The organism is Lelliottia sp. WB101, from assembly GCF_003051885.1.
Lineage (GTDB): Bacteria > Pseudomonadota > Gammaproteobacteria > Enterobacterales > Enterobacteriaceae > Enterobacter > Enterobacter nimipressuralis.
On the sequence record NZ_CP028520.1, the window covers coordinates 4,485,332 to 4,503,392 of the forward strand.

18 protein-coding genes are annotated in these 18,061 nt (G+C 54.7%); 6 read left to right on the forward strand and 12 right to left on the reverse strand.

From position 1 onward, the window contains the following. Positions 1-11: 11 nt before the first annotated feature. Both DAI21_RS21725 and thiI read right to left on the reverse strand, forming a co-directional pair. Positions 12-737 (reverse strand): GntR family transcriptional regulator, encoded by a 726-nt coding sequence (locus DAI21_RS21725; RefSeq protein ID WP_107704153.1) that lies wholly within the window; start codon positions 735-737, stop codon positions 12-14. Positions 738-862: 125 nt separating this feature from the next. After that, positions 863-2,311 carry a tRNA uracil 4-sulfurtransferase ThiI gene (thiI, locus tag DAI21_RS21730; protein WP_102104302.1) on the reverse strand — a complete coding sequence of 483 codons (1,449 nt, stop codon included), beginning with the start codon at positions 2,309-2,311 and terminating at the stop codon, positions 863-865. Positions 2,312-2,504: 193 nt separating this feature from the next. On the opposite strand from thiI, the gene xseB reads away from it, so the two are divergent. The 4 genes from xseB to DAI21_RS21750 all read left to right on the forward strand — a co-directional run bounded on the left by xseB (position 2,505) and on the right by DAI21_RS21750 (position 6,579). Then, the gene (xseB, locus tag DAI21_RS21735) at positions 2,505-2,747 is read left to right on the forward strand and encodes an exodeoxyribonuclease VII small subunit (protein WP_100777420.1); all 243 of its coding nucleotides are present in this window, start codon (positions 2,505-2,507) and stop codon (positions 2,745-2,747) included. Further along, a complete protein-coding gene (ispA, locus tag DAI21_RS21740) occupies positions 2,748-3,647 on the forward strand; it encodes a (2E,6E)-farnesyl diphosphate synthase (protein ID WP_107704154.1) in 900 nt (299 codons plus the stop codon). Between the two features lie 26 nt (positions 3,648-3,673). Then, positions 3,674-5,536, forward strand: a complete 1,863-nt coding sequence (dxs, locus tag DAI21_RS21745) for a 1-deoxy-D-xylulose-5-phosphate synthase (protein ID WP_102104304.1) — start codon at positions 3,674-3,676, stop codon at positions 5,534-5,536. Between the two features lie 68 nt (positions 5,537-5,604). After that, the gene (locus DAI21_RS21750) at positions 5,605-6,579 is read left to right on the forward strand and encodes an aldo/keto reductase (RefSeq protein WP_107704155.1); all 975 of its coding nucleotides are present in this window, start codon (positions 5,605-5,607) and stop codon (positions 6,577-6,579) included. Between the two features lie 97 nt (positions 6,580-6,676). Here the strand turns inward: DAI21_RS21750 and thiL are convergent, their stop codons facing one another. From thiL to nrdR, 5 genes are all read right to left on the reverse strand, one after another. Further along, positions 6,677-7,648 (reverse strand): thiamine-phosphate kinase, encoded by a 972-nt coding sequence (thiL, locus tag DAI21_RS21755; protein WP_107704156.1) that lies wholly within the window; start codon positions 7,646-7,648, stop codon positions 6,677-6,679. Between the two features lie 78 nt (positions 7,649-7,726). After that, the gene (gene nusB, locus DAI21_RS21760) at positions 7,727-8,146 is read right to left on the reverse strand and encodes a transcription antitermination factor NusB (RefSeq protein ID WP_100777425.1); all 420 of its coding nucleotides are present in this window, start codon (positions 8,144-8,146) and stop codon (positions 7,727-7,729) included. A gap of 21 nt (positions 8,147-8,167) precedes the next feature. Further along, complete coding sequence (ribE, locus tag DAI21_RS21765) at positions 8,168-8,638, reverse strand: 6,7-dimethyl-8-ribityllumazine synthase (RefSeq protein WP_100777426.1); 471 nt, start codon at positions 8,636-8,638, stop codon at positions 8,168-8,170. 86 nt (positions 8,639-8,724) lie between these two features. Next, complete coding sequence (gene ribD, locus DAI21_RS21770) at positions 8,725-9,828, reverse strand: bifunctional diaminohydroxyphosphoribosylaminopyrimidine deaminase/5-amino-6-(5-phosphoribosylamino)uracil reductase RibD (protein WP_107704157.1); 1,104 nt, start codon at positions 9,826-9,828, stop codon at positions 8,725-8,727. 4 nt (positions 9,829-9,832) lie between these two features. Continuing rightward, positions 9,833-10,282, reverse strand: a complete 450-nt coding sequence (gene nrdR, locus DAI21_RS21775) for a transcriptional regulator NrdR (RefSeq protein ID WP_064325018.1) — start codon at positions 10,280-10,282, stop codon at positions 9,833-9,835. A gap of 152 nt (positions 10,283-10,434) precedes the next feature. Here nrdR and DAI21_RS21780 point away from each other — a divergent pair, with 152 nt between their 5' ends. Beyond that, positions 10,435-10,974, forward strand: a complete 540-nt coding sequence (locus DAI21_RS21780; protein WP_100777428.1) for a DUF3251 domain-containing protein — start codon at positions 10,435-10,437, stop codon at positions 10,972-10,974. Between the two features lie 266 nt (positions 10,975-11,240). Continuing rightward, entirely contained in the window at positions 11,241-12,125 is an 885-nt protein-coding gene (locus DAI21_RS21785; protein WP_102104413.1) for a nucleoside-specific channel-forming protein Tsx, read from the forward strand. A gap of 69 nt (positions 12,126-12,194) precedes the next feature. On the opposite strand, the gene DAI21_RS21790 is transcribed toward DAI21_RS21785, so the two are convergent. The 5 genes from DAI21_RS21790 to tgt form a co-directional block, all read right to left on the reverse strand. After that, positions 12,195-13,580 (reverse strand): M24 family metallopeptidase, encoded by a 1,386-nt coding sequence (locus DAI21_RS21790; RefSeq protein ID WP_107704158.1) that lies wholly within the window; start codon positions 13,578-13,580, stop codon positions 12,195-12,197. 110 nt (positions 13,581-13,690) lie between these two features. Further along, positions 13,691-14,662 carry a protein translocase subunit SecF gene (gene secF, locus DAI21_RS21795; protein ID WP_100777430.1) on the reverse strand — a complete coding sequence of 324 codons (972 nt, stop codon included), beginning with the start codon at positions 14,660-14,662 and terminating at the stop codon, positions 13,691-13,693. 10 nt (positions 14,663-14,672) lie between these two features. After that, positions 14,673-16,520 (reverse strand): protein translocase subunit SecD, encoded by a 1,848-nt coding sequence (secD, locus tag DAI21_RS21800; protein WP_107704159.1) that lies wholly within the window; start codon positions 16,518-16,520, stop codon positions 14,673-14,675. 26 nt (positions 16,521-16,546) lie between these two features. After that, entirely contained in the window at positions 16,547-16,879 is a 333-nt protein-coding gene (gene yajC / locus DAI21_RS21805; protein ID WP_064325012.1) for a preprotein translocase subunit YajC, read from the reverse strand. A gap of 21 nt (positions 16,880-16,900) precedes the next feature. Beyond that, the gene (gene tgt, locus DAI21_RS21810; RefSeq protein ID WP_100777432.1) at positions 16,901-18,028 is read right to left on the reverse strand and encodes a tRNA guanosine(34) transglycosylase Tgt; all 1,128 of its coding nucleotides are present in this window, start codon (positions 18,026-18,028) and stop codon (positions 16,901-16,903) included. Between the last annotated feature and the right edge of the window lie 33 nt (positions 18,029-18,061).

Here is an 18,061-nt window from a genome sequence, read left to right on the forward strand (position 1 = left end):
GCTCGCGCCTGTCATCTTTCAATGCGTAGATTCTTAACCCGAAACAGATCCGCACGGTTATAGCTAATCGAATAGTTAAAGGCTTTTTTATCACTCAGGCGGGTGACTTCAGTAATTTTCAGCATCGCTTGCCCCGGTGTAATATCCAGAAGCGTAGCCAGCTCGCGGTCGAACAGCGCCGCTTCAATTAGCGAATCCGCATCGCTGATTTTTTTCCCGGTGTACTCTTCGATATAGCCATACAGCGATCCTTTTTCGAGAACGGACTGTGGAATCACCGCGATGGTTTGCACTGGAATATTGGTGTCTTCGACCAAAACCGGCTGCCCATCCAGAAGACGCACGCGGCGGATAAACCAGACGTCGTCGCCAGGCTTAATCTCAAGGTGTTGAGCTAGTGAGGGATCGGCCTGAATAGTCGTGAAGGTGATTAAGCGGCTGGTGACCTTGACCCGCCCCTGGAATTCGCGAGAAAACCCCAGAATGCTGTCGCTCTTTTCATTGTTGAGGATATAAATATTGCTGGCGGTATTTTTCAGCACAAACATGCCTTTACCATGAATGCGCTCGATATACCCTTCCTGAACCAGATTCGCCATCGCTTTTTGTACCGTCACCCGCGTCACGTGATACACGCTGGCGAGATCGCGCTCGGAGGGAATACTTTCTCCGATTCGATATTTCTGATCGAGAATATCCTTTTTTATCTTTTCTTTTATTTCCAGGTATTTATGCATACTACCCTCGCGGCGTCCTGACGGATCGTTACTTTACCATGGGCGCATAATTTGGAAATAAAAAAGCCGGGTAGCGGCTTCGCCTTACCCGGCCTGTTCGTGCAGCGCGCCCCGAAGGGCATTGTTTACGGGCGATATACCTTCACATTGGTAAAGCCCTGTTCGCGCAGGTAGAGCGCCTGCAGGCGGCTCATTACGCCACGCTCGCACCACAGGAGATAGGTTTTGTCCTTCTCCAGATCGCCAAACTTGGTGCTCAGCTTGTAGAACGGCAGAGAGACAACTTCAACGCCCTCCACGCTCAGCGGGCTGGCATCCTGCTCGTCGATGGCGCGGATATCCACGATCACGTCGTTGGCGCTGAATCCGCTTACGGTTTCCACTTCCACCACGTCCTGATCGGTCTGCTGCGCAATTTCACGGATATCAACGTTCGTTGCTTCAGCAACCACTTTTTCGAGGATCTCGAAATCGAAGTTTTGCTCTTCCGCTTCGATCTTCGCCTTCACCGCTTTCACGGTCGGGCTTTTCGAGATCACACCGCAGTATTCCGGCATGGTACGGGCAAAATCTTCCGTACCGATTTTGCGCGCCAGATCGATGATGTGCTCTTTGTCGTGGGAGATCAGCGGACGGAGGATCAGCGTATCCGAGACGTTATCGATCAGACGCAGGTTGGTCAGGGTCTGGCTGGAGACCTGGCCCAGGGCTTCGCCTGTTACCAGCGCCTGCACGCCGTAGCGCTCGGCCACTTTCGACGCCGCACGCATCATCATGCGTTTCAGCACCACACCCATCTGGCCGTCGTCCACTTTTTCGAGGATTTCGCCGACCACAGGCTCAAAGTTGATCGCCACAAAACGCACGCGGTGGGAACTGCCAAAACGGTTCCACAGATAATGCGCGACCTGACGAACGCCGATCTCGTGCGCCGCACCGCCCAGGTTAAAGAAGCAGTAATGCACGCGGCAGCCGCGACGCATCAGCATGTAGCTGGAGACGCCAGAATCGAAACCACCGGAAATCAGGGACAGCACATCTTCTTGCGTCCCAATCGGATACCCGCCAATCCCTTCGTAGCGGCCTTTGACCAGCAGCAGGCGATCGTTTTCGATCTCCAGATTGACGGTCACTTCCGGGTTGGTCAGCTTCACGCGCGCCGTTTCAACGTGCTGGTTCAGACCGCCGCCAACATAACGTTCGGCTTCGATCGAGCTGAATTCATGTTTACCACGACGCTTTACGCGCACGCAGAAGGTTTTGCCTTCGATCTGATCGCGGTACTGAGCAAGCGACAGTTCAAAAATATTGTGCAGTGAGGTAAACGGAACGTCCTCAACTTCCAGAATATGGTGAATACCGGGAATGCGGGTCAGCGCATCGCGAATATCCAGACGCTTGTTTTCGTCCTTGGCGCGCACTTCGACGTGATCCCAGTGACGAACCACGGCAAGGGTTTCGTCATAATTTTTTAAAACGTTACGAATGTTTCCGGTCAGAATTTTAATAAAGCGCAAACGCACAGATTGGCTTTTGATGGTGATTTCCGGGAACAATTTAATGATAAACTTCATGGCGGCAATGTTTCGTTGGCAAGCCCGTAAAGGCTTGTGATGGAAAAGAGTACAGCAGCCCACACCCGTGGCTGCATCCAGGCGCGGAAGTATACCACTATAGCGGTGCTCCTGTGCACATTGCGCGTTATTTGCTTATCCGCCCGAGTCCGCTACCATGACGGGGCTGAAAATATGAGAGTCTACATTCACTATGCCGAAGAAAAATGACGCACCAGCCAGTTTCGAAACTGCGCTGAGTGAGCTGGAGCAAATTGTGACTCGTCTGGAAAGTGGCGACCTGCCGCTGGAAGACGCGCTCAATGAATTCGAACGCGGCGTGCAGCTTGCGCGCCAGGGGCAGGTTAAATTGCAGCAGGCGGAACAGCGTGTGCAAATTCTGCTGTCCGATAGCGAAGACGCCGCCACAACCCCTTTTACACCGGACGCTGAGTAAATGGATTTCGCCAAAGCGCTTCAGGAATGTGTGGAACGTGCCAACGACGCGCTGCGTCGTTTTATTGAACCACAGCCTTTTCAGAACACTCCACTGGTTGAAGCCATGCACTATGGCGCACTCTTAGGTGGAAAGCGTCTGCGCCCGTTCCTCGTCTATGCTACGGGCAATATGTTTGGCATCAGCAATGACACGCTGGATGCGCCAGCGGCCGCCGTTGAGTGCATTCATGCCTACTCGCTGATCCACGATGATTTACCGGCGATGGACGACGACGATTTACGTCGCGGCCAGCCGACCTGCCATATCAAGTTTGGTGAAGCCAACGCCATTCTGGCCGGTGATGCTCTGCAGACGCTGGCGTTCTCTATTCTGAGCGATGCGCCGATGGTTGAAGTGGCCGACCGTGACCGTCTGGCGATGGTTTCTGAGCTGGCGATGGCCAGCGGCATCGCTGGTATGTGCGGTGGTCAGGCGCTGGATCTGGAAGCGGAAGGTCGTCAGGTTAATCTGGAACAGCTTGAGCGCATTCACCGTCATAAAACAGGTGCGCTGATCCGTGCAGCCGTTCGCCTGGGCGCGCTGAGCGCGGGTGAACATGGGCGTAAAGCCCTGCCCGTTCTGGACAGATACGCCGAAAGTATCGGTCTGGCTTTCCAGGTTCAGGATGACATTCTGGATGTGGTGGGCGATACTGCAATATTGGGAAAACGTCAGGGTGCAGACCAGCAGCTTGGCAAAAGTACCTACCCCGCCCTGCTGGGCCTTGAGCAAGCCCAACGTAAAGCCCGGGACCTGATCGATGATGCCCGCCAGTCGCTGAATCTGCTGGCCGCACAATCGCTTGATACCTCGGCACTGGAAGCGCTAGCGGACTATATAATCCAGCGTGATAAATAAACATACTAAATCTCGATGAGCCTTTGATGAGTTTTGATATTGCCAAATACCCGACACTGGCGTTGGTTGACTCCACCCAGGAGTTACGTCTGTTGCCGAAAGAGAGCCTGCCGAAGCTGAGCGACGAACTGCGTCGTTACCTGCTCGACAGCGTGAGTCGTTCCAGCGGACATTTCGCCTCCGGGCTTGGCACGGTGGAGCTGACCGTTGCGCTGCACTACGTCTACAACACCCCGTTTGACCAGCTGATCTGGGATGTCGGTCATCAGGCTTATCCGCACAAAATTCTCACCGGCCGTCGCGATAAAATTGGTACCATCCGCCAGAAAGGTGGGCTGCATCCGTTCCCTTGGCGCGGTGAGAGCGAGTACGACGTCTTAAGCGTCGGCCACTCTTCTACATCAATTTCTGCGGGTATCGGCATTGCCGTGGCGGCGGAAAAAGAGAACAAACAGCGTCGCACCGTCTGCGTGATTGGCGATGGTGCGATCACGGCGGGTATGGCGTTTGAGGCGATGAACCACGCGGGCGATATCATGCCCGATATGCTGGTGATCCTTAACGACAATGAAATGTCGATCTCAGAAAACGTCGGTGCGCTCAACAACCACCTGGCGCAGCTGCTCTCCGGCAAACTCTATTCCACTCTGCGTGAAGGCGGTAAAAAAGTCTTCTCCGGCGTGCCACCGATCAAAGAGCTGCTGAAACGCACCGAAGAGCACATCAAAGGCATGGTGGTTCCCGGCACCCTGTTTGAAGAGCTGGGCTTTAACTACATTGGCCCGGTTGACGGGCATGATGTGCTGGGTCTGGTCTCTACGCTCAAGAATATGCGCGACCTGAAAGGCCCGCAGTTCCTGCACATCATGACTAAAAAAGGGCGTGGCTACGAGCCAGCGGAAAAAGACCCGATCACCTTCCACGCCGTGCCTAAATTCGATCCGACCAGCGGCTGTCTGCCAAAAAGCAGCGGCGGGATGCCAAGTTATTCGAAAATTTTCGGCGACTGGCTGTGCGAAACAGCGGCCAAAGACAACAAGCTGATGGCCGTGACGCCTGCCATGCGTGAAGGCTCCGGCATGGTGGAGTTCTCCAAAAAATTCCCGGGCCAGTATTTTGACGTGGCGATTGCCGAACAGCACGCGGTGACGTTCGCAGCCGGTCTGGCAATTGGTGGCTATAAACCGATTGTGGCTATCTACTCGACTTTCCTGCAGCGCGCCTACGATCAGGTGATCCACGACGTCGCTATTCAGAAGCTGCCGGTGCTGTTTGCTATCGATCGTGCAGGTATCGTCGGTGCCGACGGGCAGACGCACCAGGGGGCGTTTGATCTCTCCTTCCTGCGCTGTATCCCGGACATGATCGTGATGACGCCAAGCGACGAGAACGAATGCCGCCAGATGCTCTTTACCGGCTATCACTATCAGGACGGCCCAAGCGCCGTACGTTATCCGCGCGGCAACGCCGTGGGCGTCGAGCTGGAACCGCTGGCGAAATTACCTATCGGGAAAGGCATCGTTAAACGTCACGGCGAAAAACTGGCGATCCTCAACTTCGGTACATTGATGCCAGAGGCGGCGAAAGTCGCGGAATCGCTCAATGCGACCCTGGTGGATATGCGCTTTGTTAAACCGCTGGATGAAACGTTAATTCTGGAGATGGCGGCGCGTCACGATTCGCTGGTCACCCTGGAAGAGAACGCCATTATGGGCGGCGCAGGCAGCGGCGTGAACGAAGTGCTGATGGCACATCGCAAGCCAGTTCCGGTGCTGAATCTCGGCCTGCCAGACTACTTTATTCCGCAAGGAACTCAGGACGAAGCCCGCGCGGCGATTGGCCTGGATGCTGCCGGAATTGAAGCGAAAATCCGCAGCTGGCTGGCGTAACAACTCCCCTCTTTTCCCTCCTGCTATGCTTAAAGATAGTATTTTAAGCAATCAGCAGGAGTGGAAGCATGCAATACAACACGTTAGGAAAAACAGATCTTAAGGTTTCCCGTCTTTGTCTGGGCTGTATGACATTTGGCGAACCTCAACGGGGGAACCATGCCTGGACGCTGCCGGAAGAGAGCAGCCGCCTGATCATCAAACACGCCCTCGACGGCGGCATTAACTTCTTCGATACGGCAAATAGCTACTCCGACGGCAGCAGCGAAGAGATTGTGGGCCGCGCGCTACGTGATTTTACCCGTCGCGACGAAGTGGTGGTTGCCACCAAGGTTTACTATCCCTCAGGCGATTTAACTGAAGGGTTGTCCCGCGCGCAAATCCTGCGTTCGATTGATGCCAGCCTGAAGCGCCTGAACATGGATTATGTCGATCTGCTGCAAATCCACCGTTGGGACTACAACACCCCGATAGAAGAGACCCTTGAAGCGCTGGACGACGTGGTAAAAGCGGGTAAAGCGCGCTACATCGGTGCGTCGTCAATGCACGCCTCGCAGTTTGCCGAAGCGCTGGATCTTCAGAAGCAGCACGGCTGGGCGCGGTTTGTCACTATGCAGGATCACTACAATCTGATCTATCGCGAAGAAGAGCGCGACATGCTGCCGCTGTGCTATCAGGAAGGCGTGGCAGTGATTCCGTGGAGCCCGCTGGCACGCGGTCGTTTAACCCGTCCGTGGGGAGAAACCACCGCGCGCTCCGTTTCCGATGAAGTGGGTAAAAATCTGTATAACGATACCCAGGCGAGCGATGCGCTGATCGCCGAACGTCTGGCCGGTATCGCCGAGGAGACAGGGGCTACCCGCGCGCAGGTGGCGCTGGCGTGGCTTCTGAGCAAACGCGGAGTGGCGGCACCGATTATCGGTACGTCGCGGGAAGAACAGCTGGATGAACTGCTGAATGCGGTCGATTTGACGCTGACGCCGGAGCAGATTGCCGAGCTGGAAACGCCCTATCAGCAACATCCGGTCGTCGGATTTAAATAAAAAAAGCCGGGCGGCGGCTTCGCCTTACCCGGCCTGCAGTGCGTGTGATTTTGTTAGCCGGGAAGCCCAGCGCGACCCGGCAGCAAACCGCACGACATCACGCGAAGTGATCGTACCCTTTCCAGTCGAGTGTCACAGGGGTGCCATTTTGCACAAACTGCATCCCCTCGCTCTCAGGCAAAATCTGCCCGATACAGGTAAACGGCGCACCGAGATTGCCCAGCGCAACATCCAGCGTCCCGCGATTCAGCTCCGGGACGGTAAAGCAGAGTTCGTAATCTTCACCGCCGGAAAGCGCCCAGCGCAGCGCCTGCTCAGGCTCGACGTGTTTACGCATCTGCTCTGACAGCGGGAAGGTATCGAGATCAACTCGCGCCCCGACGCCACTTGCCTTAAGAATGTGCCCGAGATCGGAAATCAAACCGTCAGACAGGTCGATCGCCGAGCTGGCGCGCTCGCGCAGTGCCTGGCCGTGCAGAATGCGTGGGGTTGGGCGCAGGTGGCGCTTCACCAGATACGCTGCGTCATCGGCGTCGCTTACGGTTAAACGATCCTGCAAAATCGCCAGCCCCGCCGCGCTGTCGCCGGGCGTACCGGTGACATAAATCCAGTCGCCCGGCTTCGCGCCCGAGCGTTTTAGCGCGCGTCCGACTGGTACATAGCCGTGGATCGCCAGCGTCATCGACAGCGGACCGGCCGTGGTATCACCGCCAATCAGCTGCATATCGTAATAATTCAGTTGTTCAAACAGCGCGTCGCTGAAGGCTTCAAGCCAGGCTTCATCGACGCTCGGCAAGGTAAGTGCCAGCGTCAGCCACGCCGGATCGGCGCCCATCGCCGCCAGATCGCTTACGTTCACCGCCAGCGCTTTGTAGGCCAGATCGGCCGGATCGATATCCGCCAGGAAATGGCGCCCGCACACTAAGGTGTCGGTGCTGATTGCCAGGGTCTGTTTTTCGGGAATATTGAGAAGTGCGCAGTCGTCGCCAATGCCCGTTTCAACATCAAGACGGGAGCTACGAACGCGGTCAAAATAACGGGCAATCAGGGAGAATTCGCCGCATGCCATACGTTATGCCTCAGCAAATAAAAATAAAAAAACCGGAGCCGCACAGCCAGGCGGCAGTGCGAAACTCCGGTTTGCGGATCACTTTTTGTGGGGACGGATCGCAGGTGCGGCTTTATCCAGCACGCCATTCACAAATTTGTGGCTGTCTTCAGCACCGAAGGTTTTTGCCAGTTCGATAGCTTCATTGATGGCCACTTTGTATGGCACATCCTGACGTTTAGACAGCTCAAACAGCGCAATGCGCAGCACTGCTTTCTCAACCTGGCCCAGCTCTTCAAGCAGACGGGACAGGTACGGCTTCATCAGACCGTCGAGATACGCGCTATTAGTCGCCACTCCCGACAGCAGTTCACGGAAGTACAGGACGTCAACGTCTTTGACGTCTTGTTCCGCCAGGAACTGGTATTCAACATCAGCGATGTCGTTCTGGGACAACTGCCAGGAGTAGAGCGCCTGGACGGCACACTCACGGGCGCGGCGACGAGCAGCAGGTTTCACGGAATTCCCCTTACAAAAAAATCAGGCCTTAATGGCTTTCAATACGTTGATCATTTCAAGCGCGGTCAGTGCAGCTTCTGCACCTTTGTTACCGGCTTTGGTGCCAGCGCGTTCGATGGCTTGTTCAATACTTTCAGTAGTCAGTACGCCGAATGCGACAGGAATTTCAGCATCCTGTGCCACGTGCGCCAGACCATTGCTTGCACCACCCGCAACGTATTCGAAGTGAGCAGTACCGCCACGAATCACCGTACCCAGCGCAATCACCGCGTCGTATTTACCGGTTTTCGCCAAAGCGCCCGCTGCCAACGGCAGTTCGTAGGCACCTGGAACCCAAACAACGGTAATATTGTCATCTTTAACCTGGCCAATACGTTTCAGGGCGTCAATCGCACCGTCCAGCAGGCTTTCGTTGATGAAGTTGTTGAAACGCGCAATAGTGATGGCGACGCGAGCGTCCGGGGTAGCAACAGCAGCTTCAATAATATTCATACTCTTCCTTTACGGGTTCATTTGGCCCCGCAGGGGGCGGATTTTATCATAATACTTCGCGCACTGCTTCTCTATTTCAGAAAGCCTCACGCAGGGATTAAATGCAGGCACACGTCGGGGCCAACCTGCCGAATTTCGCTGAATTTGAGTTGCGGCGCATCGGCCAGTTTTTCAAGGCCGGGCAGCACAAACAGGCCACGCGCATCGGTACCTAACAGTTTAGGCGCAACGTAGACAATCAGTTCATCCACCAGCCCTGCCTGCAATAACGCACCGGCAAGCGTAGGCCCGGCTTCGACCCAGATGCTGTTCACCTGCTGTTTACCCAGCAGCATCATCAGCACCACCAAATCGATATGACCGTGATGCTCCGGCACCACAATGCTGCGTACCGCGTTCGGCCATTCACGACTGTCTTCTTGCGTACGTGCAATCCAGGTTTCACCCGGCTGCTGCACGATACGGTGTTCGGGCGTCAGGCGATTCTGACGATCCAGCACAATACGCAGCGGCTGGCGCAGATTTTCCTCGGGATAGAGCGCCCGGGTATCGGCATCAAGCTCTTCCCAACGCACGGTCATCGCCGGATCGTCTGCCAGCACCGTCTCACTGCTGGTGAGAATAGCATGGCTTTGCGCGCGCAGACGTTGCACATCGCGCCTTGCCTGCGGGGAGGTGATCCACTGGCTTTCACCGCTGGCCATCGCCGTGCGACCGTCAAGAGAGGCGCCCAGCTTCAGCTGAATGTAGGGAAAGCCGGTCCGCATCCGCTTGAGAAACCCCTTATTCAGCGCCTCAGCATCGTTCATCATCAGCCCGTGGCTGACGTCGATGCCCTCCTGCTGCAGGCGATAAAGACCGCGCCCCGCCACCTGCGGGTTCGGGTCCTGCATGGAGGTCACCACGCGCGCCACGCCTGCGGCAATTAACGCTTCGCAGCACGGCGGCGTGCGGCCATGATGGCTGCAGGGTTCAAGGGTCACATAGGCCGTTGCGCCACGGGCCTTTTCGCCCGCCATGCGTAGCGCATGCACTTCAGCATGCGGCTCACCGGCGCGATAATGAAAACCCTCGCCCACAACAACGCCATCTTTGACAATCACGCAGCCCACGTTCGGATTGGGATGGGTGGTGAAGCGTCCGCGCTGCGCGAGTTTCATCGCTCGCGCCATGTAAATCTCATCCTGCATGGGCTTAATCCTGTAGGCGGGCGATCTCTTCGCCGAACTCTTTGATGTCTTCGAAGCTGCGATAGACGGAAGCAAAGCGGATGTAAGCCACTTTATCGAGCTTTTTGAGCTGCTCCATCACCAGGTTGCCGATCATTTTGCTCGGCACTTCGCGCTCGCCGGTGCCACGCAGATGCGATTTAATGTGATTAAGCGCCATTTCGACGTCATCTGCGCTGACTGGCCGTTTTTCCAGTGCTTTTAGCATCCCTCTGCGCAGCTTCTCTTCGTTAAATGGCTCACGTACATCGTTACTTTTCACCACGCGCGGCATCACCAGCTCTGCCACTTCGAAGGTGGTGAAACGTTCGTTGCAGACCAGACACTGCCGACGACGACGGACAGAGGAGCCTTCACCTACAAGACGGGAGTCGATTACTTTGGTATCCACAGCGGAACAGAATGGGCAATGCATACGGTGTCCTGGCTATCTGGTTAACTGAACTCTATTTTACCCTGAACTGGGCCGACAACAAAGGAAGAGCGCTTTTGAGACAAAGGATCTATACCTGACGGCGAGTTACTGGCTACCATTAGGACATCCGTTATTTCAAGGAATTAAACGCAATGACAAGACGTTACCTAAGAATTCTCGTGGTGGGAAGCCTCTTCACCCTTAGCGCCTGCGCACAGCAAAGCGAAGTTCGCCAGATGAAACAGAGCGTTAATACGCTCAACACGGCGATGACTAAGCTGAACCAGGAAACGGTTAAAATCACCCAGCAAAATGCCCTGAATGCGAAATCCAGTAGCGGCGTTTATCTGTTGCCTGGCGCCAACACACCTGCACTGTTGAAAAGTCAAATTGGTACGCTGCGCATGTCGCTGGTCAATGTGGCACCTAACGCCGACGGCACGCGCGCCACCCTGCGCATCCAGGGCCAGTCCAACGATCCGCTGCCAGCCTTTAGCGGCACGGTCGAATGGGGCCAGCTGCAGGGAACGACCGAAAGCTATCAGGAGGTTAACGTGCAAAACCAGCTGATTACCGCACCTGCCAGCGTGCTCGCACCGAGCGATGTCGATATCCCACTGCAGTTAAACGGCACCACGCCAGAGCAGTTAGGTTTCATCCGTATCCACGATATTCAGCCTGCCGCCCAGTAACACTCTTTAGCGGAACGTTTACCGCGTTCCGCTCTCTCTTACATTCCGAAACATTGGCAAGATAAATGATTGCCGTTACAATCCCCGCCGTTTAAAGTACGCAAACGTGAACGCAATCGATTACGCGCATGAGAGATATGTGAAACAACACATATTTTTGTGAGCAGGGATTCCTATAATAGGCTCCGCAGAAACACGAAATATTTAGAAACGCAATTCGCGCATCTTTCACATCCCGAAAGGGATTTTCAATCAGTGGCATGATTATGAAAAAAACAGTATTAGCAGCCGGTGCAGTTCTGGCACTGTCTTCCTCTTTCGCTGTCAACGCAGCTGAAAATTCAAAACCTGAATATGTTTCCGACTGGTGGCACCAGAGCGTCAACGTGGTTGGTAGCTACCACACCCGCTTCGGACCACAGATCCGCAACGATACCTATCTGGAGTACGAAGCTTTCGCCAAGAAAGACTGGTTTGATTTCTACGGTTACGCCGATGCACCGGTCTTCTTCGGTGGTAACACCGATGCGAAAGGTATCTGGAACCACGGTTCTCCGTTGTTCATGGAAATCGAACCGCGCTTCTCTATCGACAAGCTGACGGGCGCAGACCTGAGCTTCGGTCCGTTCAAAGAGTGGTATGTCGCGAACAACTACATCTACGACATGGGCCGCAACGCATCGGGCCGTCAGAGCACCTGGTACATGGGTCTGGGTACTGACATCGACACCGGTCTGCCGATGAGCCTGTCCATGAACGTGTATGCCAAATACCAGTGGCAGAACTACGGTGCCGCGAACGAAAACGAGTGGGATGGCTACCGTTTCAAAGTGAAATACTTTGTGCCAATTACCCAGCTGTGGGGCGGTAACCTGAGCTATATCGGTTTCACCAACTTTGACTGGGGTTCAGACTTGGGCGACAACGACTTCCGTGACCTGAACGGTAAGAAAGCGCGTACCAACGACTCCATCGCCTCCAGCCACATCCTGGCGCTGAACTACGATCACTGGCACTACTCCGTGGTTGCTCGTTACTGGCACAACGGTGGCCAGTGGAACGACGACGCGAGCCTGAACTTCGGTAACGGTGATTTCAGCGTACGTTCTACCGGTTGGGGTGGTTACCTGGTTGTAGGTTACAACTTCTAATCCTGCCGCAGGCCGGATTAGCGAACCGCCATCCGGCATCAAAAAGCCAGCGCAATGCTGGCTTTTTTGTTATTTACAGACCAGCGCCCGGCCCTGATCCAGCAGCCACGGACGTAAATAGCCGACGGTGTTGGACATCGGCAGCACCTCATCCGGCAGCCTGATTCCGATGTGTTCGGCAATGTATGCCCGACGCGCCACAATGCGCTGCCAGAGCGCGGGGTAGTCACTTGCCAGCGTCTGACGCAGCGTGACATCCGCCAGCGCAACGGTATCTTCAATGCTTGCCCCGGCGTATCCCGCTCTCGACGGAATGATGTCGATTTGCAGGAGCATTCCACTTTTCAAGGTCGCGGCCGAACCGGGACCAATGGGCGAACAGAGCCACTCTTCATCCGCCACCAGATGCCCCGGATTCAGGTGCCAGTGATACTCGGCTTTTGGTAATATCCGCTCGATTACGTCATAGATCTCGCCGCCTTTCATCCCGATGTGCAGATGTTCAAGCCAGGCAACAACCGCACAAAAATAGGGTTTCGCCACCACATCGAGATAGTCAGCGACGTCGGGCGCAAGCTCCGACGCATTCGCCACGACATACGCCGCTCTGCTGGTCAGCCCACCTTTGTAGCTGGTGGTGAGGGAGAATTTATCACCGCGCTGAATAACTTTGTCACCGGGATATAGGTTAGCCCAGGCAAAGCGGTCGCCCGTCGCGGCGATGGTGACGACATTATTCGGCTGACCTTCTGCCGCCAGCAGCGATGCGATCTGTTTTTCGGTTTTACCGGGTTCGATGGCATTTAACGCCGTGAGGATCGCCGTTGAGGCCAGATTCGCACCATATTCGTAGTGCGCCAGTTCGTTGGCGTTGTTGACCGTACGCACGCCGCCGTCAGGATCGATAAAAATGCCCGTGGCATTGCGCAGCTGCGCCGTCCCCTCTCCCGCCAGGCGAATGGCATCGACAATAAAAGCAGGTAAATCAAACATCTGAAGCACATCGTCGCCCGAGCCGGTAAACAGCTTCCAGCCCGCCAGCCCCAGTTTTTTACCTGCCGTTACGCCCGCTTCCTTCAGCAGTTCCGGCAGCGGTTTTTTGTTATCCATCGGCTGATTGGGCAGCGAAAACCACGGAGCATGGATCACCCGGTTTGTGAGCCGTGCATGGGCGGCCAGCTTCAGGTTTTCATTGCCCAGCACCAGCACCGCCTCCCCCGAAGCCTGCAGCACCAGTAGCGCCTCTTCAAAGCGGGGAATAAAACCGGTCAGATATTCGAAGTTACCGCCGTGCTCTTTATCCGCGTAGACAATCAGCGCGTCCAGCCCGTGCTGTTGCATCTTGCTCAGTACACTGGCTTTTCGCTGACGCAGGGTTTCGTCGCTCAACGTTACAGAAGGCACGCCATGCCAGACGGCAGGCTGGGGAATGGAAGAAAGGGTGACCATCGGCATTACTCCATGTCATTGCGATTCACAATGCGAGAGTAACCAAATTTGAGATAGCTGTAATAAAAAAATCCCGGCCTTGCGACCGGGATTCCGTTATCAGATTGCTGTTGCCGTTACGGCAGGATGGACGGCTGATCCGCCCCTTCCTTTTCAACTTTCTGCTGCAGCAGATGCTCACGCTTCATGCCCAGTTTCAACGCCAGCGCGGACGCGACGTAGATAGAAGACGCCGTACCGATAGACACACCGATCAGCATGGTCAGCGAGAAGCCTTCCAGAATCGGGCCACCGAAGAGGAACAGCATCAGGATAACCATCAAGGTTGTCCCGGATGTGATCAACGTACGGTGCAGCGTTTGGGTCAGAGAAACGTTAAAGATTTCGTACGGTGTACCGCGACGGATCTTACGGAAGTTCTCACGAATACGGTCAGATACCACGATGCTGTCGTTCAGTGAGTAACCGATAACCGACATCAACGAGGCCACGATGGTCAGGTCAACCTCAATATGGAACAGAGACAACACACCCATGGTGATAACCACGTCGTGCGCCAGTGCGATAACCACACCGGCCGCCAGACGCCATTCGAAACGGAAACCAACGTAGACCAGAATCGAGATCAGCGCGGCCAGCAGTGCCAGCGCACCATTCTGCGCCAGATCTGCCCCGACGCTTGGGCCGACGAATTCGATACGTTTAACCGTGGCATCCTGGCTGGTCGCTTCGTTAATCACGTTAACGACTTTGCTGCCCAGCTCCTGGCTGCCATTGGCATCGTGAACCGGAGGCATACGCACCATGATGTCGCGGCTGCTGCCGAAGTTCTGCAGCTGCGGCTCTTCGAAGCCCGCTTTCTGCAGCGCCAGACGCATCTGGTCCATATCAGCCGGTTTTTCGAGGGTAATTTCGATCACCGTACCACCGGTGAAATCGAGACCCCAGTTAAAACCACGGACACCGATAATGGCGATAGACACAATCAGGAGGAAACCTGAAATGCCGAAGGCCCAGTAGTCCCAGCGCATAAAGTCCCAGACTTTACGGCCATGGTTCAATTGTTCAACAGTATATTCCTGTGCCACAACGCACTCCTCAGATAGACAGCTTTTTGACGCGCTTGCCGCCATACAGCAGGTTCACGATGGCACGGGTGCCGACAATAGCGGTAAACATTGACGTTGCCACACCGATACCGGTGGTGATAGCAAAGCCTTTGATCGCGCCAGTACCCACTGCATACAGGATCAGAACCTTAATCAGTGTTGTCACGTTCGCATCGAAGATGGAGCTGAATGCGCCTTTATAGCCTTCATCGATCGCTTGTTGTACGGAGCGACCGTTGCTCAGTTCTTCTTTAATACGCTCGTTTATCAATACGTTGGCGTCAACCGCCACCGCAAGGGTTAGAACGATACCCGCAATACCCGGCATGGTCAGCGTCGCCCCTGGCAGCAGGGACATGATACCGATGATCAGCACCAGGTTTGCAATCAGCGCGGTAGTCGCAATCAGGCCAAACTTCTTATAGAAGAAGAGCATGAAGATGATTGAAACCGCCAGACCGGCCAGACAGGCTTCCAGACCCTGAGTGATGTTTTGCATACCCAGCGTTGGACCGATAGTACGCTCTTCAACAATCTGAATCGGCGCAATCAACGCACCGGCACGCAGCAGCAGAGAGAGCTGACGCGCTTCGTTCGGGTTGTTGATGCCCGTAATACGGAAACTGTTGCCCAGGCGAGACTGGATGTTGGCGATGTTAATCACCTCTTCCTCTTTCACCAGAACCGCACGACCGTTGGCATCTTTCTTACCGCTGTCTTTGTACTCCACGAACAGAGTCGCCATCGGTTTACCGATGTTATCTTTCGTGAAGTTGGACATGATGTTACCACCCGCGCTATCAAGCGAGATGTTAACCTGTGGCTGGTTGTATTCATCCTGGTTCGAAGTGGAATCGGTGATGTGGTCACCGGTCAGAATCACGCGTTTGTACAGCACAACCGGCTGACCTTCACGTGTCTGTTTCACTTCGGAGTCACCTGGAACACGACCCGATGCCGCAGCGGATTGATCCACGTTGGTGTTCACCAGGCGGAATTCCAGGGTGGCTGTCGCACCCAAAATCTCTTTGGCGCGCGCGGTATCCTGGATACCTGGCAGCTCAACCACGATACGGTCAGCACCCTGACGCTGTACCAGTGGCTCAGCAACACCCAGCTGGTTCACACGGTTACGCAGGATATTGATGTTTTGCTGAACCGCATATTCGCGCGCTTCGCTCATACGCGTATCGGTCATGACGGCACGCAGCTGATTGCTACCCTGGCGTGAAATCACCAGATCGCGATGACGTGCAGCCAGATAATCGACCGCCTGATCGCGAGCCGTTGCGTCACGGAAGGTGATGCTCAGACCGTAGTTATCTTCCTTACGCACGGTGGTGTAAGGAATGCTTTTTTCACGCAGATCGCTGCGCAGGCTATCAATGTTCTGTTCCTGCAGCTTGCCGAGCGCGGTATCCATATCCACTTCCATCAGGAAGTGAACGCCGCCACGCAGATCAAGACCGAGTTTCATCGGCTCTGCATTGATGGAGGCTAACCAACGCGGGGTTGCAGGAGCAAGGTTTAACGCCACGACATATTTGTCACCCAGCACGCCCATCAGCGCTTCACGTGCGCGGAGCTGCGTGTCGGTGGTGTCGAAGCGAGCAAGAATTGCGCCCTCTTCCAGTGCCACAGACTTAGCGGTAATTTTTTCTTCTTGTAACGTTTTCTGGACCTGGATCAGCGTTTGCTCACTGGCGGCGACACCGCGCGCGCCAGTGATTTGAACGGCCGGATCCTCACCATACAGGTTGGGAAGTGCGTACAGCAGGCCGACGATAATCACGACGACCAGCATGATGTACTTCCACAAAGGATAACGGTTTAACACGGCAGTTCCCTTTGGGAAAAGTTGGATTACAGCGCCTTCATCGTGCCTTTCGGCAGTACGGCAGCAACGAAGTCACGTTTGATAACCACTTCAGTGGTGTCGTTCAGTGCGATAGAGATGTAGCCAGTTTCAGCCACTTTCGTCACACGACCCACCAGACCGCCATTGGTCAGCACTTCATCGCCTTTTGCGATGGAGTTCATCAGGTTTTTGTGTTCTTTGGTACGTTTCTGCTGTGGGCGCAGGATCATGAAGTAGAAGATCAGACCAAACACCACCAGCATCAGAATCAGAGACATCGGGCTGCCCTGCGACGGAGCGCCTGTTGCTGCTACCGCATCAGAAATAAAAAAGCTCATTCAAATTCCCTCATTATTAAATTAGTCAACGTTCAAAGGTGGAACATCACGACCCTGGCGTTGGTAAAAATCAGTCACGAAGCTCTCTAATTTACCCTCTTCGATAGCCTTACGTAAACCAGCCATTAAACGCTGATAATAACGAAGGTTATGAATGGTATTGAGACGCGCGCCTAAAATCTCATTGCAACGATCAAGATGATACAAATATGCGCGAGAATAGTGACGACAGGTATAACAATCACACTCAGCATCCAGCGTGCTGGTGTCATTTTTATGCTTCGCGTTACGGATTTTCACCACACCGTCGGTAACAAACAGGTGTCCGTTACGCGCGTTGCGGGTTGGCATGACGCAGTCGAACATATCGATGCCGCGGCGCACACCTTCAACCAGATCTTCTGGTTTACCCACGCCCATCAGGTATCGTGGTTTATCCGCAGGGATTTGCGGGCAAACATGCTCCAGAATACGGTGCATGTCTTCCTTCGGCTCACCCACAGCCAAACCGCCGACAGCGTAGCCATCAAAACCTATCTCTACCAGACCTTTAACAGAGATATCGCGTAAATCTTCGTAAACGCTGCCCTGAATAATCCCGAACAGCGCATTTTTGTTTTCCAGCCCGTCAAAACGGTCACGGCTACGCTTCGCCCAACGCAGAGACATCTCCATTGAACGCTTCGCGTAATCCCAGTCTGCAGGATATGGCGTGCATTCGTCGAAGATCATCACGATATCAGAGCCGAGATCGTACTGAATTTCCATGGATTTTTCAGGATCGAGGAAGATCGGATCGCCGTTAATAGGGTTACGGAAGTGTACGCCTTGTTCGGTGATTTTACGGATATCACCCAGGCTGAACACCTGGAAACCGCCGGAGTCGGTCAGGATTGGACCTTTCCACTGCATGAAATCATGCAGATCGCCGTGCAGTTTCATCACTTCCTGGCCTGGGCGCAGCCACAGGTGGAAGGTGTTACCGAGGATAATCTGTGCGCCGGTCGCTTCAACTTCTTCCGGCGTCATCCCTTTTACGGTGCCGTAGGTGCCCACAGGCATAAAGGCTGGCGTTTCAACCACGCCGCGATCAAACACCAGGCGGCCACGGCGCGCGCGTCCGTCGGTGGTATCGAGTTCAAATTTCATTTTTTCTCCAGCGTCAGAAAAACAGTCCGACGT